The organism is Desulfovibrio intestinivivus (genome assembly GCF_053570665.1).
The window spans coordinates 1,587,416-1,605,200 of the sequence record NZ_JBRBQT010000001.1; the positions used below are offsets into that span (position 1 = coordinate 1,587,416).

Here is a 17,785-nt window from a genome sequence, read left to right on the forward strand (position 1 = left end):
TCGCCCCCGGAAGCTGCGCGCCCGGGCAATGCCTGCGCAAACAGCTACCATTCGTGGCGCTCCGCGCTTGCAACCAGTTCAAGGAGAAAGGATGTTTCCTGCTCTACTGCCCAAATCCGCTCCGTTTTTTGCCATGCTCAACGAGCAGAACGATCTGCTGCGCCGCATGTCCGCCCTGCTGGTAAACATGCTGGAAGACGTTTCCAACATGGATCACGTGCACAAGGAAATCGCCTTTCTGGAAGAAGAGGCCGACCTGCTGCACAGCAAGATCATCCGGGCGCTTTCCCAGACGTTTATCACGCCCATCGACCGCGAGGACATCCTGCGCATCAACCAGGAACAGGAAGAGTGCATGGACTGCCTGCACAGCCTGAGCACGCGGCTGCATATTTTTGAATTTGCCTCAATCCGTTTTCCCGCCTTGCAGATGGCGCGCACCATCAGCGCCATGCTTGAGCTGACCTATGAGATGCTTGCTGGCCTCGCCAATCGGCGCGACTGCCACAAGACCCGTGCTTTTCGCGGCCTGCGCAGCGAATGCGATATGGTGCTGGCCGTGGGCCTGGCGGAACTGATGGACGAGCATCAGGAGCTGACAAGCAAGGCTCTCATGCGGGTGCTCAAGTGGAGTCAGGCCTATGAGCGCATGAACATCCTGCTTGAGCAGGTCAATGCGCTGGCGGAAACCATTGAAGAAGCGGTGCTGAAAAATGTTTGATATCCCCGTGCTGCTGGCGCTCATTGTGCTGGTAGCCCTGGTGTTCGACTTCACCAATGGCGCGCACGACTGCGCCAATGCCATTGCCACCGTGGTTTCCACCAAGGTGGTGACGCCGCGTTTTGCGGTGGGCGCTGCGGCCCTGCTCAATCTTGGCGGGGCACTGCTTGGTACTGAAGTGGCAAAAACACTGGGCAGCGGCATTGTTTTGCCGCAGGTGGTGGAGGGCAGCCATGTGCTTGTGCTGGCCGCCCTGGTGGGGGCCATCACCTGGAACTGCATAACCTGGTATTTCGGCATCCCCTCATCGTCGTCCCACGCCCTGATTGGCGGGCTTATCGGCGCGGCTGTAGCAGATGCGGGCTTCAGCGCACTGAACGCCAAGGGCATCTGGGACAAGGTGCTGGTGCCCCTTGTGGCCTCGCCTCTGGCTGGCTACGCAATGGGTTTTTGCTGCATGTGGATCATTTACTGGATCTGCGGAAATATACACCGTCGTAAGGTCAATGCCTCGTTCCGGCGTCTGCAGCTGCTGTCAGCCGCGCTTATGGCCACCAGCCACGGCCTCAACGATGCCCAGAAGACCATGGGCATCGTCACCCTGGCCCTGATGATTTTTGGCAAGATTGACACGGTGGAAGTGCCGTTGTGGGTCAAGCTTTCCTGCGCCGGGGCCATGGCTCTTGGCACCGCCGTTGGCGGCTGGAAGATTGTTAAGACAATGGGGCACCGTATTTTCAAGCTGGAGCCGGTGCACGGCTTTGCTGCGGAAAGCTCCGCCGCCCTGGTCATCACCGGCGCATCCCTCATGGGTGCCCCGGTCAGCACCACGCACACCATATCCGCCTGCATTTTTGGTGTGGGGTCTTCCAAAAGGCTTTCAGCAGTGCGCTGGAATGTGGCCGCAAATCTGGTGACCGCATGGGTCCTCACCTTGCCCGCTGCGGCAGGCGTGGGGTTTGTTTCCTACTGGCTGCTGCATTTTATCTGGAACTGATCGGACTTGGCACGCAATGCGTTGGCCCTGCGCCCGCCTTGCGTGAGAGACCATTCAAAAACCCTGTCCCCGCGATCTGCCGGGACAGGGTTTTTTATTTCAGGGTGTACGCGTAGTGCCGTAGGCTTCCATTTGTCTGCCTGATACAGCCAGTGAGCATCAAGTTCTGGTCAGAACAAGAATGTCCGGGGCATGCCGCAATGATTGCGGAGATGGAAGGGCTTGCAGAGGGAGAGAAAATTGCGCGCAAATGGTGCCGTCACGCTGGCAGGATCAAAAGCCGAGCGCAATCAGTGCGCGCTCGCCGGTGTGCGGGCGCGCTGCACATGCAGATATCGCCGGGGGGTGTCGGAGCCGCGCAGGCCTTATCACGCAAGGTGCGCCAGCGGCTGGGCCGCAAGGGCATCCAGTGCAGGTTAGTCGCGGCTGCCTTCGCGTTCTTCCTGGCAGGCACGACACAAGCCAACACCGGGCAGGGCTTCAAGGCGCTTGGCGGGGATGGGGTCACCGCATTCACGGCAGCAGGCTACGCCGTTGATCCATTCCGGGCCGCCGCGATCCACAGCGGCACGGGCCCGCAAGAGGGCTGATTCGCGGTCAAGGCGCTCCAGCTCGGTAGCCTGATCAAAAACGTCCATGAGTACTCCTTGTGTAAAGCAAGCGGCAACCCCGCAGAGCGGGGTTGCCGTAATTTTTGCAGAATATTTTCAGGAAGCCCTATGTAGTGTACAATCGTGCTTCTGTAAAGACCCGGACAGGTCGATTTTTTTAAAAAGTCTTCAAAATGTCTTCAAGCGTGGTCACAAAGCTGTCCAGATCCGCCTGCTCAATGTTCAGGGGCGGCAGGAGGCGCAGGGTGATGCCGTGGCTCAGATTGCATATGAAGCCCCGGCGCAGCAGTTCTTCCCACACATCCTTGCCTGAAACGGTCAGCTCAATACCCAGCATGAGGCCAATGCCGCGCACTTCGCGGATTTTTCCGGGAACGCGCTGTTGGAGCGCGGCCAGCTGGGCCTTCATGTGCTCGCCCAGAGTGCTGGCGCGGTCTGCCAGCTTGTCGCGCAGCATGATTTCAACCGTCTTGGCCGCCACAGCGGAAACAAGCGCGCCGCCGCCAAAGGTGGTGGCGTGGCTGCCTGCCTCAAAGCCCTGCGCGACTTCGTCCGTTGCCAGCATGGCGCCCATGGGCAGGCCGTTGGCGAGCGATTTGGCCATGCTGATGATGTCGGGCGTGAGGCCGCAGGTCTGGAAGGCCCAGAACTTGCCGGTACGGCACAGGCCCGCCTGCACTTCATCGCACATAAAGAGGATGTCGTGCTTGCGGCACAGGGCCTCAACAGCGTGCAGATAGTCTGCGGGCAGGGGCACAATGCCGCCTTCGCCCTGCACCACTTCAACCAGCACAGCGGCGGTGGCGGGGGTGATGGCGGCTTCCATCGCTGCAAGGTCGTTGGCCGGAACCTGCTTGAAGCCCTCGGGCAGGGGGGTAAAGCCATTGCTCAGGCTTTCGCGCCCAGTGGCTGCCAGTGATCCGAGCGTGCGGCCATGAAAGCAGCCCTCAAGGGTGATGATTTCATAGGCATCGCGCTTTTTCACGCTACGCATGTAGCGGCGCGCCAGCTTTATGCAGGCCTCGTTGGCTTCCGCACCGGAGTTGCAGAAAAAGGCCTTGCTGTGGTGGCTCGTTGAGAGCAGCAGCCTCGCCAGTTCAAGCTGTTCTTCCTGATAAAACAGGTTGCTCACGTGCCAGAGCTTGTGCGACTGGGCCTCAAGGGCGGCGCAGATTTCATCATTGCAGTGGCCAAGGGCCGTTACGGCAATGCCCGCCAGCAGATCGACATATTCCTTGCCGTCCACATCCCAGAGTCGCGCGCCCTTGCCTCGCACGATAGCCAGCGGGTAACGGCTGTAGGAACGGCAGAGCAGGCTCTCTTCCCCGGCTTTCACGGCGGCAAAGGCTTGTGACATGGACAAACTCCTTCTCGGTGAACGTATGAATGGTGGAATGGATGAAAGTCGCTGGCGGTTGCCAGCGCAGAGTATCAGCGCCCGGTGTGACCGAAACCGCCGGAACCGCGCTCTGTGGCAGACAGTTCCGTAACTTCACGCCATCGCGGTCGCACAAAGGGCTGAAAAATGAGCTGGGCCACGCGCTCGCCGTTCTGGATGCGGCGCTCCTGGCCGGAGGTGTTCAGAAGGAACACCAGAATTTCCCCGGTATAGTCCGGGTCGATGATGCCGACGCCCTGGGCGACGGTTATGCCGTCGCGCGCGCCAAGGCCGCTGCGCGAGTAAACAAAACCGGCAATGCCAACCGCGCGGGGCTGCACACTGATGCCCGTGCTTACCTTGAGCCTGCCCCCGGCGGGAATAGCCGCTTCGGGCGTATCAAGGCAGGCGCGCAGATCCATGCCTGCCGACTGGCTGGTGGCGGGAGCAAGAAAATCATCCTGCCCCTGGGCATAGAGTTCACGCGCGCCGGGGCGCACAAACGCAATGTCCACGGGGGCCATGCCCTCGTGGAGGTCGTTTGCCTTTTCGGCGGTGTGCTGCTGTGAGTGGTCGTCGCGCATCGGTTGTTACTAGCGCAGCTTTCCGTTGGGGGCAAGAGCCGGATTGGGGCGCAACCCTGTTGACTTGGCATTTTGCTGTGTATACAGAAAATCTATTATCAACACTCAACAGGATTATTGGATGTACACGTACCAGGATTCTGCCCGTTATGCATAGCAGGGGCTATTGCATAACAGCTTGATTGTTTAGGCAATAGCCCTTGCTCCGTCCTGACATTTCATCGGGAGGAAGCATTATGGGCTATAAAAAAGCGACTAAAGTTCTGCCGCAACACTTGTTGCGGGCCGTACAGGAATATGTTGACGGGGAATACCTGTACATTCCCCGCAAGGAAGAAAACAGAAAACACTGGGGAGAAACCGCCCCCAACCGTGCCGTCCGTGCTGCCAGAAACACCGAGATGGCTGCGCGGCGCAAGGCGGGCTGGTCTGTTGCGCAACTGGCGGAACGGTATTTTCTTTCCGAAAAAGCGGTCTACAAAATTCTTGCGGCCTTGAACTGAGGCCAACGGAGACTGGCGGCAGCTGCACAGGATTGTTCCGGCTGTTGTGGTCATGCTCGCAGGAATGTATTTGTTTGCCTTCAGCGCCCTGACGTGTCGGGGCGCTTTTTGTTGGGTAAGAAGCGGGCGGGCTTGCCATCAGACGGGATTTCTTTCAAGCTGCGCGGCAAGGAGAATATATGCAGATTATGTCCATAGCCGTAGTTGGCGGCGGCCTCGCCGGGTGCGAATGCGCCCTGCATCTGGCCCGCGCTGGTCACTCCGTAACCCTGTTTGAACAAAAGCCGGGCCACAGGTCGGCTGCCCATATCAGCGAGCATCTGGCCGAACTTGTATGCTCCAACTCCCTGCGGTCAGATGAACTCACATCCGGCGTGGGCCTGCTCAAGGCCGAAATGCGCGCTCTGGGCAGTGATTTTATGGAACTGGCCGATGCCCACCGCGTACCCGCTGGCAAGGCGCTGGCCGTTGACCGCGAGGCTTTTGCCCGCGCCATGACCGAACGCGTGGCCGCGCAGGCCAATATCACCATGGTGGAACATCAGGTGACATCGCTGGATGACCCGGTGCTCGCGCCCTTTACGGGCGAGGGCGGGGCAGTGGTGCTGGCTGCCGGACCAATGGCCTCAGAGGCGCTTTCCGCCTCGCTGGCAGAAGCTGTGGGCGCAAAGCACTGCTATTTTTATGACGCCATCGCGCCCATTGTGTGGACGCACTCACTTAATATGGATGTGGTGTTCCGTGCCTCCCGCTATGGGCAGGAAAACGGCGAGGCCGATGGTGAGGGCGACTATCTCAACTGCCCCATGAGCCGCGACGAATACGATGTTTTTTATGCGGCCTTGCTGGAAGCGCAAAAAGTTTCTACCCACGAATTTGAGCAGGAAAAGCATTTTGAAGGCTGTATGCCTGTGGAGGCCCTTGCCGAGCGCGGCCCGCGCACCCTGACCTTTGGCCCTCTTAAACCTGTGGGGTTTGTGGACCCGCGTACAGGGCGCAGACCTTGGGCCATTCTGCAACTGCGGGCAGAAAAGGCCAACAGCGAAACCTGCAACCTTGTGGGCTGCCAGACCAAGCTGACCCAGGGCGAGCAGGCCCGCGTGTTCCGGCTGGTGCCGGGTTTGGAAAATGCGGAGTTTGCGCGCTTTGGCAGTATGCACCGCAATACCTATGTGAACGCGCCTGACGTGCTGGCCCCGGATTTGTCGCTGCGTGCGCGGCCCGGCGTGTATCTTGCGGGGCAGATCACAGGGGTGGAGGGCTATGTGGAATCAGCCGCCAGCGGCCTATGGCTGGCCCTGCTGCTCAATGCCCGCGCACGTGGTCTTGAATTGCCGCATCCGCCGGTGGAAAGCGCTCTTGGCGGGCTGCTCAATCATCTGCGCACGCCGGTAAAGCATTTTCAGCCCTCCAACGCGCACTTCGGCCTTGTGCCGGAACTGGGTGAAAGGGCGCGCAAAAAAGATCGCAAGGCCCTGTATTCCGCCCGCGCGCAGGAAACATTCGGCGAATGGCTCGCGGCGCAGCGCGAGGCAGGCGCTATTTAAGGTGCTTGCAGAGGCTCGCGTTTTTTGTAATGATATTTGATGCACGTGGTTGCAATGATTTCTCCGGCTGCACACACGCAGGCACATGGCGCATCTATCAGGGTTTCAGAGATAAATTGCGGCAATGTGTCAAAAAAGTGTTGACGGCGGCATGGGGAGTAGCTATATAACCGCTTGCCTCATGTAGGAGCGTAGCTCAGGTGGCTAGAGCACTTCCTTGACACGGAAGGGGTCAACAGTTCAAGTCTGTTCGTTCCTACCAAATGACTCTTCGGGGATAGTTCCCCTAAACGGCGGAAGGCCTTGGCCCCGCCCATAGCACAGGTCGCTTGATGCGACCCGAAGACCGGATTCGGCGCAGTGGGGAGGTTTACCTCCCCACTTTGTTTTATGTGCCTCCGGGTATTTTTGTAAGGAGCTTTTCATGGAAGTCCGTGTGGAAGGGCAGATGGTGGAAGCCGGTGACTCCGTTGCTTCTGTCCTGCAAAAAGCCTTGAGCGGCAAAAAGTTCAAGGCGGCTGTGGCCGCACGCGCCGATAACGGCGCTCTGCTGGATCTTTCCGCCCCCCTGCCTGCTGGCTGCGTCGAGCTTGCGCCCGTGTACGCCGACTCGCCCGAGGGGCTGCAAATGATCCGCCATTCCACCGCCCACGTCATGGCGGCGGCGGTCAAGCGTCTCTTCCCCACTGCCAAGGTCACTATCGGCCCCTCCATCGACACCGGATTTTACTACGACTTTGACGTGGAAAAGCCCTTTTCCAGCGAAGATTTCCCCGCTATCGAAGCGGAAATGCAGCGTATTGCCGATGCGCGCAAACCCTTCACCTGCAAGGTGCTGCCCAAGGCGGAAGCTGTTGAAGTGTTCCGCAATATGGGCGAAGCTTACAAGGTTGAGCTGATTGAGAGCATCGATGCCGACACGGTGTCGCTCTATACCTGCGGAGATTTCACTGATCTGTGCCGTGGCCCCCACGTGCCGCACACGGGTTTTGCCAAGGCGGCAAAGCTCATGAGCGTGGCCGGGGCCTATTGGCGCGGTGATGAAAAGAACCGCATGCTTTCACGCATTTACGGCACTGCCTTTGCCGACCAGAAAGCTCTGGACGCCTACCTGAAGCAGCTTGAAGAAGCCAAGCGCCGCGACCACCGCAAGCTTGGCCGCGAGTTGAGCCTCTTCACCTTCAAGGAAGATGTGGCCCCCGGCATGGTCTTCTGGTTGCCCAGAGGCATGATGGTGCGTACCATTCTTGAAGACTTCTGGCGGCGCGAGCATCTCAAGCGCGGATACGAAATCGTGCAGGGGCCGCAGTTGCTGCGCGTGGAAACGTGGCAGAAATCCGGCCACTACGACCACTACCGCGAAAATATGTATTTTACGCAGATCGAGGAAGACGCCTACGGCGTCAAGCCCATGAACTGCATCTCGCATATGCTCATTTACGGCAACGAGTTGCACAGCTACCGCGATCTGCCCCAGCGTTATTTTGAACTGGGCGTGGTGCACCGCCACGAAAAGAGCGGCGTGCTGCACGGGTTGTTGCGCGTGCGCCAGTTCACGCAGGACGATGCCCATATTCTGTGCGCGCCCGAGCAGCTTGAGGGTGAAATTCTTGAGGTCATCCATCTTATCCGCGACCTCATGAATCTCTTCGGCTTCCAGTACAAGGTTGCCGTTTCCACCCGGCCCGAGAGCAGCATCGGCACGGACGAAGCGTGGGAGCTTGCCACCAACGCGCTCACCAAGGCTGTGGAAAAGGCCGGACTGCCCTATGAGATTAATGAGGGCGACGGCGCGTTCTACGGCCCCAAAATTGACGTGCGACTGCTTGACTGCATTGGCCGTGAATGGCAATGCTCAACGATACAGGTTGATTTTACCCTGCCGGAGCGTTTTGACCTCACCTATGTGGGGCAGGACGGCGAAAAGCACCGCCCGGTCATGGTGCACCGGGCTATCATGGGGTCGCTTGAGCGGTTCATCGGCATTCTCGTTGAGAACTTTGCCGGTGCACTGCCCACATGGCTTGCGCCCGAGCAGGCCCGTCTGCTTACCGTGACGGAAGCGGGCGATGAAGCCACCCTCAAAATGTGCGAAGAACTCAAGGCGATGGGCATTCGCGCCACCGCCGATACCCGCAACGAGAAACTGGGCTTCAAGGTGCGCGAGGCGCAGCTGGCCAAGGTTCCGTATATTCTGGTGGTGGGGGAAAAAGAAGTGCAGGCGGGCGGCGCCAATGTGCGCCTGCGCAATGGGGACAATATGGGGCTCAAATCCGTAGCGGAAATCGCCGCGCTGATCCGGACGGATGCCGAAGAGCCTTTCAAACAAGGAGGGATGCGCTATAGCTTCGCCTAATATGAGATTCCGTCGCGACATGCCACAGGACGGCGTGCGTCGCAACGAGATGATCCGCGCCCGTGAAGTGCGCGTGATCGCCGCCGATGGCGAGCAGCTTGGAATTCTGCAACGCAACGATGCTATTGACCGGGCCAAAGAAGCCGGCATGGATCTTGTGGAAGTGGCTTCCACTTCTGAACCGCCCGTTTGTCGCATAATGGACTACGGCAAGTTCAAGTACGAACAGCAGAAAAAGAAGCAGGAAGCCAAAAAGCGGCAGGCCGTGGTGCAGATTAAGGAAATCAAGGTTCGTCCCAAAACCGATGACCATGATTACGAAACCAAGGTCCGCCACATCCGCCGTTTTCTTGAAGAGGGTGACCGCTGTAAGATTACGGTGTTTTTCAGGGGCCGCGAAATTGTGCATAAAGATCGCGGCATGGCCATTCTTGAACGGGTTGTGCAAGACCTTGCCGATATCGCCAAGGTGGATCAGGAAGCCCGCGCTGAAGGCCGCACCTTGCAGATGATGCTGGTGCCCAAAAAGCAGTCGTAGGCCGTCTGTGCGGGGGATGTGAATTTCCCCTTGCGTGGTTCGGTGCTTTGGGGCATTATGCCCTTCCCTCGGTGCGCCCGTAAAACGGCGTCCGAGTGTATACGTTTTTAAGGAGTACGCCATGCCCAAGATCAAAACCCGGCGTTCCGCCGCCAAGCGTTTTTCGCAGACCGGCAGCGGCAAGTTCAAGCGTCGCCGCCAGAACCTGCGCCACATTCTGACCAAGAAGGCCGCCAGCCGCAAAATGCGCTTGGGTCAGTCCACCCTGGTGGATCAGACCAATGAAAAGGCTGTGCGCCGGATGCTGCCCAACGGCTAATTTGCTTGTCTTTTTGCTTGCTGACTGCGGCAGCCTACGCGGGCGCGCCTCGGTCACATAGACAGCTATGCTCCGCTTCGGCGCGCCGCTTGGCTTTCTTGTCCGCAAGTAAAAATCCTGCGCAAATTGCAGCGAGAGCTGCAGTGCAAAAGGCAAATTCTGACGGGAAAAGGTAATTCAGCGCGATGCTACGGCATCGGCGGCGCATGCGGAGCCGCGACTGACGTTCAATCCGCGTCTCACATTCGAGAGCCTGAAGTTTTTTACGCTCCCCAACGGGCATTCCTCCGCCTAGTTGGGAGAAGGAGGCAACGCATATGCGTGTGAAGAGAGGTCTTGCAAGTCATCGTCGTCATAAGAAATATTTGAACGCAGCCAAGGGTTTTCGTGGTGGTCGCAGCCGTCTGTACCGCACCGCGCGCGAGGCTGTGGAACGCTCGATGCAGTATTCCTATGTGGGCCGCAAGCTGAGGAAACGCGATTTCCGCACTCTGTGGATTCTCCGCATCAACGCCGGCGCGCGTCTGAGCGGTCTTTCCTACAGCCGTTTCATGCACGGCCTCAAGCTGGCTGGCATTGAACTGAACCGCAAGGTTCTGGCTGACCTTGCCGTGTATCACAAGGACGACTTCGCCAAGATCGTCGATCTGGCCAAGGCCGCTCTGAATTAAGAGCGGTGCTCCCCGCGCCGGAGGGAGACCTCCTGGCAGCGACGCCTGTGTCTTATAGGGCGCAGAGCGGCTTGCGGGAGCGGGGCCTTGCATGGTATAAGGCGCGGGCGGTGCACAAGCGCCGTCCGCGCCTTGATTTTTTTGTATCGCCGGGGATTGCCTGGCGGGCAGGGCGAATTCATGCCGTGAGGATGCGCAGGCCGCAGAAATGGCAGGATGTTCCGCAGGGCAGGGCCGTCTGGCTTGACCGAGAGCGGGTGCCGTCATTTCCGTTTTTCTGCGCCTCCCTTAACAAAAAGCCGCGCCGCGCGGCATTGGGATATCCGCTATGGATCTGATTTCTGCACTGGAAAGCCTGGTTCCCGAACTTGAAAAAGGTCTGGGCCAGGCTTCTTCGTTGGATGCCCTTGAGGCTTTGCGCGTGGATGTTCTGGGCCGCAAGGGCCGCATAGCCCAGATCATGGCCCAGTTGCCCTCGTTGGCCCCGGCAGAGCGCCCCGCCGTGGGCCAGACCGCCAATAGCGTCAAAGAGCGCTGCAACGCCCTGTTTGAAGCCCGCAAGGCCGCTCTTGAGGCCGGGCGAGAGGCCGAAGCGCTGCGCCGTTTCGATCCTTCCGTCCCCGGTCGCGCGCCCTGGCGCGGCAGCCTGCATCCCACCACTCTGGTGACGGAAGAAATCTGCCAGATTTTTCAAAATTTGGGCTTTGACGTGGCTTCCGGCCCGGAAGTGGAAATCGACTACTACAATTTTGAAGCCCTGAACATGCCGCCCGAGCATCCCGCCCGCGACATGCAGGATACCCTGTATGTCACCGAAAAGGTGCTCATGCGCACGCACACCTCGCCCGTGCAGGCCCGCACCATGCTGGCGCGCAAGCCTCCTCTGGCCGTCATTGCCCCCGGCAAGGTGTACCGGCGCGACAGCGACCTCACCCACACCCCCATGTTCCATCAGATCGAAGGCCTCATGGTGGGCGAGGGCATCAGCATGGCCCATCTGCGCGGCACGCTCACAGCCTTTGTGCGCGCGGTCTTTGGAGCTGAAACCCAAGTGCGCTTCCGCCCCAGCTTCTTCCCCTTTACCGAACCTTCGGCAGAAGTGGACATCTCCTGCTGCATGTGCGGCGGCAAGGGCCACATTGGCGATGCGCCCTGCCGCGTGTGCAAAACCACGGGCTGGGTTGAAATCCTTGGTTGCGGCATGGTCGATCCTGCCGTGTTTGAAGCCGTGGGCTATCCTGCGGACGTCAGCGGCTTTGCCTTTGGCATGGGCGTGGAACGCGTGACCATGCTCAAGTACGGCATTGGCGATCTGCGGATGTTTTTTGAAAACGACGTGCGCTTCCTTGGCCAGTTTGCCCGGTAGGACACTATGCCCAGCGTCATGAGCCCCATATCTGGCAGCAATGCCCGCATGCGCGCAGGCCGCCTTACGGCCTTGCCCGTGTGTATTGTATTGCTGGGCCTGTTGGCGGCGGCATCCCTGTTGCCCGGCAGTCCGTGCTGGCTGGCGGCGGATGAAGCTCACGCCGCCTCAGCCTACACCCCGCGTCATTCGGGCATGGATGCGCCGGGTGAACCCAAGCGCATCGAAACCTTGCCCAGCAAGAACGCAGGGCGCACGGCAGAAGGCGGCATGGGCTATACGGACGCTTACGGCAACACCATTGACGACCGCCAGCCGGAAGAAAAACCCGCTCCCAAGCGCCCAAGACCTGGGGCCTACGGTGTGGGCGCGGGCCAGAGCGAGCGCTACGAGCGCCCACTGCCCGATCCGCAAAATCAGACTCCTGCCTGGAGTTTCAAATAACCACGCCAAGGCGCGGAAACAGGACGAACTATGCTGCTCTCACTTTCATGGCTGCGTGAATTTACTCCGTATGAAGGAACGGCTGAGGCGCTGGGCGACCGCCTGACCATGCTCGGCCTTGAGCTGGAAGACATCAGCCGGCCCTACGATGCCATAAGCTCCATTGTGGTGGGGCATGTGGTTTCGTGCGACAATCATCCGGAATCCGACCATCTGCACGTCTGCAAGGTGGACGCCGGGCAGGGCGAGCTGCTTGATATCGTTTGCGGCGCACCCAACGTTGCTGCGGGCCAGAAAGTGCCTGTGGCCCTGGTGGGCACCAAGATGCCCGATGGCATGGTGATCAAAAAGGCCAAGCTGCGCGGCGCGCAATCCTTTGGCATGATCTGCTCCGAGCGCGAACTGGGCCTGACCGAAGACCACACCGGCATCATGGTGCTGCCCGAAAGTTTTGTGGTGGGCAAACCTCTGGTGGAGCAGCTTGAGCTTGACCGCGAAGTGCTGGATATTTCCATCACGCCCAACCGCGCCGACTGCCTTTCAGTGCTTGGCCTTGCGCGTGAAACCGCCCTGGCCTGCAACCTGCCGCTCTCCATCCCCGAGCTGCCGCTGGAGCTGGACTCCGGCGCAGAAGTGCTGGTGCCCATTGATATTGATGACCCCGAGCACTGCTGGCTGTATTCCGGCCGCGTCATCACGGGCGTCAAGATCGGGCCTTCGCCCATGCGCCTGCGTCACCGCCTGCATGCCGTGGGTGTGCGCCCCATTTCCAATATCGTGGACGTGACCAACTATATTCTGTTTGAATACGGTCAGCCCTTGCACTCCTTTGACATGGACAAGCTGGAAGGCGGCCGCATCGTGGTGCGCCGCGCGCAGGAAGGCGATACCTTCACCACCCTTGACGGGCAGGAACGTGCGCTCACCGCAGCCGACCTCTGCATCCGCGACGGCGCTCGCGCCGTGGCTCTTGCTGGCGTTATGGGCGGCCTGAACAGCGAAATTTCCGATACCAGCACCAATGTGTTTCTGGAAAGTGCGGTCTTCAAGCCCGCCACCATCCGCAAAACATCACGCCGTCTGGGTCTCTCGTCCGAAGCATCCTACCGCTTTGAGCGCGGCATCGACCAGCAGCGCACCGTGTGGGCGCTTGACCGCGCCTGCGCCATGATGGCCGCCGTCAGCGGCGGGCGTGTGCAGCGCGGCCTTTCCATCAACGAGCCACGCCCCTTCAAGGCGGCCAGCATTGAATTCCGCCCGGCGCGGGCCGATTCCCTGCTGGGCGTGCAGCTTGGCGCGGACTTTGACGAAAAAGTGCTCACCGGCATGGGCTGCAATGTGGACAAGGGCGAAAGCAGCCCCGTGTGGCGCGTCAGCCAGCCCTCCTGGCGGCCCGACCTCACCCGCGAGGCTGATCTGATCGAAGAAGTGGGCCGCGTGCACGGGCTGGATACCATTGCCCCCGTGTTGCCCGCCATTGCCCGCAACCTCGACCGCGCAGGCGAGCCGGAATCCCGTTACGGATTCTGGTCGCGCCTCAAGCACTGGGGCGCTGGCCTCGGCCTCAACGAGGCCGTGAACTACAGCTTTGTGGGCCACAAGGACATGGATCACCTTGCCATGCCGCGCGAGGGCCGCATTTCCATCATGAACCCGCTCTCGGCGGAGCAGGATGCCCTGCGCACCGCTCTGGCCCCCGGCCTCATGTACGATCTGCGCAACAACCTCGCTCAGGGAGCGCAGGGTCTGCGGCTGTTTGAACTTGCCAATATTTTTGAAGCTGACGCCTCCTCTGAAACCACCGCCCGCGAAACGGGCATGCTGGGCGTGCTCCTGTATGGCGCGCGCTACGACACGGCCTGGCCTCAGGCTGAGGGCGACATGGATTATGCCGACCTCAAGGGCGTGGTGGAAAACCTGTTGCACTATCTGCATCTTGGAGCGCCCATCTATGAACTGGCTCAGGAGCATGCCTTTTTGCTGCCCTGCGTGAATATCTTTGTGGATGGCCGCGCCGTGGGCTTCATGGGCCGGGTCAAACCCGCCATGGCCGATGAATACCACGCCCGCAAGGACGTGTGGCTGGCTGAAATGAACCTCGACATCCTGCGCGAACTGCACGATGCCGCCACGGTGCGCTTTGCGCCCCTGCCGGTGTATCCGCCCGTGCGGCGCGACATTACCGTGACTGCCGGGCCGGGCCTCAAGGTGGCCGACATCACTGCCCACGTGCAGGGGCTCAAGCTGCCTTTGCTGGACGGAGTGACTCTGGTCGACTGTTTTGAACCCAAGACGGAGCAGGGCGGGGAACCCTTGCGCAACCTGACCTTCCGGCTCACGTTCCGCCATGCGGAGCGTACTCTCAAGGATACGGAAGTGGACAAGGAGCGGGAGAAGGTGGCACAGTCGCTTGTAAGCGCTCTGGGCGTAAAGATCTAACACAGTGCGCGCAGGCCCGGCTTTTTCGGGCCTGCGCAATTCCGGCACATTTTCAGAGAGTGTCAGGAGGGGTATGACATGTCGGACCACACGCCCGACAATACCTACCGCATAGGTGAGGTCGCAGAACTGCTCGACCTCAAAACCCATGTGTTGCGCTTCTGGGAAACGGAGTTTCCCCAGTTGGCGCCGCTGCGCACCGGTAAGGGGCAGCGCCTGTACACGGAAGAAAACGTGGCCCTCTTGAGGCGTATCCGGCAGTTGTTGCACGAGCAGGGCATGACCATTGAAGGCGCGCGCCGCGTACTTGCGGGCAGCGCCGTGGTGGATGAAAGCCTGCCCGAACGCGTGGCCGCGGTGCCGGACCCGAATTTTATGCGCATGCTCCAGCGGGAGCTGATCTCGTTACGCCGCCTGCTCAGCGAAAAATAGGCTGCGGCCTGCTGGTGTAAGAATATTTCAGGGAAGGGACGCGGGGGAGGCGACCCTTTCTGTTGGTGGCCCTCCCCCGCAAACACGCTCACCCCGATATAATCATGATCTTATCGCCCTCATTGCTGTCTGCCGATTTTGCCCGTCTGGCCGAAGAGCTTGGCGCCCTTGAGGCCGCCGGAGTCACCTGGCTGCATCTGGACGTGATGGACGGGGCTTTTGTGCCCAACATCACCTTTGGTCCCCCGCTGATAAAGGCTCTACGGTCTGTCAGCGGGCTTTTTTTTGACGTGCACCTCATGGTGAATGATCCGGCCCGCTATATTGCCGACTTCCACAAGGCCGGGGCAGACATGCTGGTCATCCATGCCGAGGCCGACAAGCACCCGCAGCGCACGCTCACGGCCATCCGGGCCATGGGTTGCAAGGCGGGGCTTGCCCTCAACCCCGGCACGGATGTGAATGCTGCACGCTGGCTGGCGGCGGATATGGACATGCTGCTGCTCATGAGCGTGAACCCCGGTTTTTCGGGTCAGGCATTCATCCCCGCCACGTTCGACAAAATCCGCGCCGCCCGGCAGATGCTTGACGCCAACGGCGGGGCAGAGGCGCTCATCCAGATTGACGGCGGCGTATGCCCCGAAAACACGGCCCAACTTGTGGACGCCGGGGCGGAAGTTCTTGTATCCGGCTCGGCCTTTTTTGGCCACAAACCTTACGACAAACGGCTTGCCGCCTTTATGGCTCCGCTTGCGGGCAGAACGCCCCGCCATGCGGAAGATGCCCTGAGACGCCGCGCCGCCAACCATATCACGCAAAAATAGAGGAAAGAGTCATGCCCACCCGCAGACAGTGCGCCAATGCCATCCGCGCCCTTGCCATGGACGCCATTGAAAAAGCCCGCTCCGGCCACCCCGGCGCACCTCTGGGTATGGCCGACATGGCCGAAGCCCTGTGGCGTCATGGTTTCAAGCACAATCCGAGCAACCCCCGCTGGTTTGACCGCGACCGCTTTGTGCTTTCCAACGGCCATGCCTCCATGCTGCTCTACGCCTTGCTGCACCTCACGGGCTATGATCTGCCCATGGAGGAACTGCGCAATTTCCGCCAGTGGGGAGCCAAAACCGCAGGGCACCCCGAATACGAGCCTGATCTGGGTATTGAAATGACCACTGGCCCGCTGGGGCAGGGTATTTCTTCCGCCGTGGGCATGGCGCTGGCCGAAAGCATGCTGGCCGCCCGCTACAACACTCCCGAGCACACGGTTGTGGATCACCACACCTATGTGTTCACGGGCGACGGCTGCCTCATGGAAGGCGTTTCGCACGAAGCCTGCTCGTTGGCTGGCACCTGGGGCCTGGGCAAGCTCATTGCCCTTTATGACTCCAACGGTATTTCCATTGACGGCAAGATTGACGGCTGGTTCAACGAAGACGTGGCGGCCCGCTTCCGCGCTTACCACTGGCAGGTCATCGGTCCCATCAACGGGCATGACGCCGCCTCACTGGACGCCGCCATTGCTGAGGCCAAGGCCGACCACAGCCGTCCCAGCCTGATCATCTGCCGCACCCACATTGGTTTTGGTTCGCCCAAGGCCGATTCCGCCTCCTGCCACGGTTCGCCCCTTGGCGACGATGGCATTGCAGCCACCCGCGCGGCTCTGGGCTGGAACGAAGAACCCTTTACCGTGCCGCAGGATCTGTATTCCGCGTGGGACGCGCGTGAAAAGGGCAAGACTGCCGAGGCCGCCTGGGAGCATACCTATGCCGCCTACGCCAAGGCCAATCCCGAGCTTGCCGCTGAATTTACCCGCCGTATGCGCGGCGAACTGCCCGAAGACTGGGCCGCCATAGCGCGCGGCATGATTGAAGAAGCCGTGAGCAAGGCCGAAACCACGGCAACGCGCGTGGCCTCCAAGAAAACCCTTGAATGCCTCGTGCCCCGACTGCCCGAACTTGTGGGCGGCTCCGCCGACCTCACCGGCTCCGTGGGTACGCTGACCAGCGCCTCCGAGCATATGGACGTGCAGACCCACAAGGGCAACTATGTTTCCTACGGCGTGCGCGAATTCGGCATGAGCGCCATCATGAACGGCTTTGCCCTGCACGGCGGGTTCATCCCCTACGCGGGCACGTTCATGTCCTTTGCCGATCAGGCCAAGAACGCCCTGCGCTTGGCCGCCATCATGGGCATCCGCGCCGTGTGGGTGCTGACGCACGACTCCATCGGCGTGGGCGAAGACGGCCCCACGCACCAGCCTGTGGAACAGCTCGGCATGCTGCGCCTCATGCCCAATTTCAATCTGTGGCGTCCCTGCGACACGGTGGAAACCGCCGTGGCCTGGCGCAGCGCCCTTGAAAGCGTCCATACGCCCACCGGTCTTTCGCTCTCGCGCCAGAACCTGCCTTTCTGCCAGCGCAATGCCGCCCAGGTGGAAGCCATTGCGCGCGGCGGCTATGTGCTGCGCGACTGCGAAGGTACACCCGAGATCATCCTTATCGCCACTGGTTCAGAAGTGTCGCTTGCCCTTGAAGCCGCTGACCAGCTTACCGCAGATGGCCGCAAGGCCCGCGTGGTCTCCATGCCCTGCGCTGAGATTTTTGACGCGCAGGACGCGGCCTACAAGGAAAGCGTACTGCCCCGTGGCGTGCGCGCCCGCATTGCCATTGAAGCCGCCGCTGCGGATTACTGGCGCAAGTACGTGGGCCTGGACGGCGCGGTGGTGGGCATGGAGCGCTTTGGCGCTTCCGCCCCTGCCAAGATCATTTTTGAGCGTCTGGGCTTTACCGTGGCGCATGTGCTGGAAGTGGCGGAAGGCCTTTTCCGGCAGCTTGGGAAGTAACTGGCCGACAGAACGAAGCAAATCCTCTTACAGGGAG

At 60.4% G+C, this 17,785-nt stretch carries 17 protein-coding genes and 1 tRNA gene; 15 read left to right on the forward strand and 3 right to left on the reverse strand.

The genetic code is table 11. The annotated features are described in order from the left end of the window. Positions 1–91 precede the first annotated feature (91 nt). Positions 92–721 carry a DUF47 domain-containing protein gene (locus ACUZ9P_RS06800; protein ID WP_022657780.1) on the forward strand — a complete coding sequence of 210 codons (630 nt, stop codon included), beginning with the start codon at positions 92–94 and terminating at the stop codon, positions 719–721. Beyond that, positions 714–1,718 (forward strand): inorganic phosphate transporter, encoded by a 1,005-nt coding sequence (locus tag ACUZ9P_RS06805; protein WP_022657781.1) that lies wholly within the window; start codon positions 714–716, stop codon positions 1,716–1,718. The genes ACUZ9P_RS06800 and ACUZ9P_RS06805 overlap by 8 nt, the downstream gene beginning before the upstream one ends. 416 nt (positions 1,719–2,134) lie before the next feature. Here the strand turns inward: ACUZ9P_RS06805 and ACUZ9P_RS06810 are convergent, their stop codons facing one another. From ACUZ9P_RS06810 to dut, 3 genes are all read right to left on the reverse strand, one after another. Then, positions 2,135–2,356, reverse strand: coding sequence for a TraR/DksA family transcriptional regulator (locus ACUZ9P_RS06810; protein ID WP_022657782.1), 222 nt, complete (start codon positions 2,354–2,356; stop codon positions 2,135–2,137). 130 nt (positions 2,357–2,486) lie between these two features. Continuing rightward, the gene (locus tag ACUZ9P_RS06815) at positions 2,487–3,686 is read right to left on the reverse strand and encodes an acetylornithine/succinylornithine family transaminase (RefSeq protein ID WP_449249145.1); all 1,200 of its coding nucleotides are present in this window, start codon (positions 3,684–3,686) and stop codon (positions 2,487–2,489) included. Between the two features lie 74 nt (positions 3,687–3,760). Continuing rightward, positions 3,761–4,231: a dUTP diphosphatase gene (gene dut, locus ACUZ9P_RS06820; protein WP_449250240.1), complete on the reverse strand. Its 471-nt coding sequence runs from the start codon at positions 4,229–4,231 to the stop codon at positions 3,761–3,763. Positions 4,232–4,527: 296 nt separating this feature from the next. Here dut and ACUZ9P_RS06825 point away from each other — a divergent pair, with 296 nt between their 5' ends. From ACUZ9P_RS06825 to tkt, 13 genes are all read left to right on the forward strand, one after another. After that, a complete protein-coding gene (locus ACUZ9P_RS06825) occupies positions 4,528–4,794 on the forward strand; it encodes a CD3324 family protein (RefSeq protein ID WP_449249146.1) in 267 nt (88 codons plus the stop codon). 179 nt (positions 4,795–4,973) lie between these two features. Beyond that, the gene (gene trmFO, locus ACUZ9P_RS06830; protein ID WP_449249147.1) at positions 4,974–6,341 is read left to right on the forward strand and encodes a methylenetetrahydrofolate--tRNA-(uracil(54)-C(5))-methyltransferase (FADH(2)-oxidizing) TrmFO; all 1,368 of its coding nucleotides are present in this window, start codon (positions 4,974–4,976) and stop codon (positions 6,339–6,341) included. A 185-nt stretch (positions 6,342–6,526) separates the two neighbouring features. Next, positions 6,527–6,603: transfer RNA gene (locus ACUZ9P_RS06835), tRNA-Val, on the forward strand. A gap of 162 nt (positions 6,604–6,765) precedes the next feature. Continuing rightward, complete coding sequence (thrS, locus tag ACUZ9P_RS06840) at positions 6,766–8,697, forward strand: threonine--tRNA ligase (RefSeq protein ID WP_449249148.1); 1,932 nt, start codon at positions 6,766–6,768, stop codon at positions 8,695–8,697. Between the two features lies 1 nt (position 8,698). Continuing rightward, the gene (gene infC, locus ACUZ9P_RS06845; RefSeq protein ID WP_022657788.1) at positions 8,699–9,235 is read left to right on the forward strand and encodes a translation initiation factor IF-3; all 537 of its coding nucleotides are present in this window, start codon (positions 8,699–8,701) and stop codon (positions 9,233–9,235) included. 121 nt (positions 9,236–9,356) lie between these two features. Then, the gene (gene rpmI, locus ACUZ9P_RS06850; protein ID WP_022657789.1) at positions 9,357–9,554 is read left to right on the forward strand and encodes a 50S ribosomal protein L35; all 198 of its coding nucleotides are present in this window, start codon (positions 9,357–9,359) and stop codon (positions 9,552–9,554) included. Positions 9,555–9,871: 317 nt separating this feature from the next. Continuing rightward, entirely contained in the window at positions 9,872–10,225 is a 354-nt protein-coding gene (gene rplT, locus ACUZ9P_RS06855; protein WP_022657790.1) for a 50S ribosomal protein L20, read from the forward strand. A gap of 328 nt (positions 10,226–10,553) precedes the next feature. Then, a complete protein-coding gene (pheS, locus tag ACUZ9P_RS06860) occupies positions 10,554–11,591 on the forward strand; it encodes a phenylalanine--tRNA ligase subunit alpha (protein ID WP_298992093.1) in 1,038 nt (345 codons plus the stop codon). Between the two features lie 6 nt (positions 11,592–11,597). Continuing rightward, positions 11,598–12,035, forward strand: coding sequence for a translation initiation factor IF-2 (locus ACUZ9P_RS06865; protein ID WP_449249149.1), 438 nt, complete (start codon positions 11,598–11,600; stop codon positions 12,033–12,035). Positions 12,036–12,065: 30 nt separating this feature from the next. Beyond that, on the forward strand, positions 12,066–14,474 hold the full coding sequence (gene pheT, locus ACUZ9P_RS06870; RefSeq protein WP_449249150.1) for a phenylalanine--tRNA ligase subunit beta: 2,409 nt from the start codon (positions 12,066–12,068) through the stop codon (positions 14,472–14,474). Positions 14,475–14,552: 78 nt separating this feature from the next. Continuing rightward, entirely contained in the window at positions 14,553–14,906 is a 354-nt protein-coding gene (locus tag ACUZ9P_RS06875; protein ID WP_449249151.1) for a MerR family transcriptional regulator, read from the forward strand. Between the two features lie 104 nt (positions 14,907–15,010). Next, positions 15,011–15,730 carry a ribulose-phosphate 3-epimerase gene (rpe, locus tag ACUZ9P_RS06880; protein ID WP_298992082.1) on the forward strand — a complete coding sequence of 240 codons (720 nt, stop codon included), beginning with the start codon at positions 15,011–15,013 and terminating at the stop codon, positions 15,728–15,730. A gap of 11 nt (positions 15,731–15,741) precedes the next feature. Further along, positions 15,742–17,748 carry a transketolase gene (gene tkt / locus ACUZ9P_RS06885; RefSeq protein WP_449249152.1) on the forward strand — a complete coding sequence of 669 codons (2,007 nt, stop codon included), beginning with the start codon at positions 15,742–15,744 and terminating at the stop codon, positions 17,746–17,748. Positions 17,749–17,785: the final 37 nt, after the last annotated feature.

Excerpts from the sequence above, each read along its gene's own strand:
- ACUZ9P_RS06800 (WP_022657780.1), top strand. The coding sequence starts at position 92 with ATGTTTCCTGCTCTACTGCCCAAATCCGCTCCGTTTTTTGCCATGCTC.
- ACUZ9P_RS06805 (WP_022657781.1), top strand. The coding sequence starts at position 714 with ATGTTTGATATCCCCGTGCTGCTGGCGCTCATTGTGCTGGTAGCCCTG.
- ACUZ9P_RS06810 (WP_022657782.1), bottom strand. The coding sequence starts at position 2,356 with ATGGACGTTTTTGATCAGGCTACCGAGCTGGAGCGCCTTGACCGCGAA.
- ACUZ9P_RS06815 (WP_449249145.1), bottom strand. The coding sequence starts at position 3,686 with ATGTCACAAGCCTTTGCCGCCGTGAAAGCCGGGGAAGAGAGCCTGCTC.
- dut (WP_449250240.1), bottom strand. The coding sequence starts at position 4,231 with ATGGCCCCCGTGGACATTGCGTTTGTGCGCCCCGGCGCGCGTGAACTC.
- ACUZ9P_RS06825 (WP_449249146.1), top strand. The coding sequence starts at position 4,528 with ATGGGCTATAAAAAAGCGACTAAAGTTCTGCCGCAACACTTGTTGCGG.
- trmFO (WP_449249147.1), top strand. The coding sequence starts at position 4,974 with ATGCAGATTATGTCCATAGCCGTAGTTGGCGGCGGCCTCGCCGGGTGC.
- thrS (WP_449249148.1), top strand. The coding sequence starts at position 6,766 with ATGGAAGTCCGTGTGGAAGGGCAGATGGTGGAAGCCGGTGACTCCGTT.
- infC (WP_022657788.1), top strand. The coding sequence starts at position 8,699 with ATGAGATTCCGTCGCGACATGCCACAGGACGGCGTGCGTCGCAACGAG.
- rpmI (WP_022657789.1), top strand. The coding sequence starts at position 9,357 with ATGCCCAAGATCAAAACCCGGCGTTCCGCCGCCAAGCGTTTTTCGCAG.
- rplT (WP_022657790.1), top strand. The coding sequence starts at position 9,872 with ATGCGTGTGAAGAGAGGTCTTGCAAGTCATCGTCGTCATAAGAAATAT.
- pheS (WP_298992093.1), top strand. The coding sequence starts at position 10,554 with ATGGATCTGATTTCTGCACTGGAAAGCCTGGTTCCCGAACTTGAAAAA.
- ACUZ9P_RS06865 (WP_449249149.1), top strand. The coding sequence starts at position 11,598 with ATGCCCAGCGTCATGAGCCCCATATCTGGCAGCAATGCCCGCATGCGC.
- pheT (WP_449249150.1), top strand. The coding sequence starts at position 12,066 with ATGCTGCTCTCACTTTCATGGCTGCGTGAATTTACTCCGTATGAAGGA.
- ACUZ9P_RS06875 (WP_449249151.1), top strand. The coding sequence starts at position 14,553 with ATGTCGGACCACACGCCCGACAATACCTACCGCATAGGTGAGGTCGCA.
- rpe (WP_298992082.1), top strand. The coding sequence starts at position 15,011 with ATGATCTTATCGCCCTCATTGCTGTCTGCCGATTTTGCCCGTCTGGCC.
- tkt (WP_449249152.1), top strand. The coding sequence starts at position 15,742 with ATGCCCACCCGCAGACAGTGCGCCAATGCCATCCGCGCCCTTGCCATG.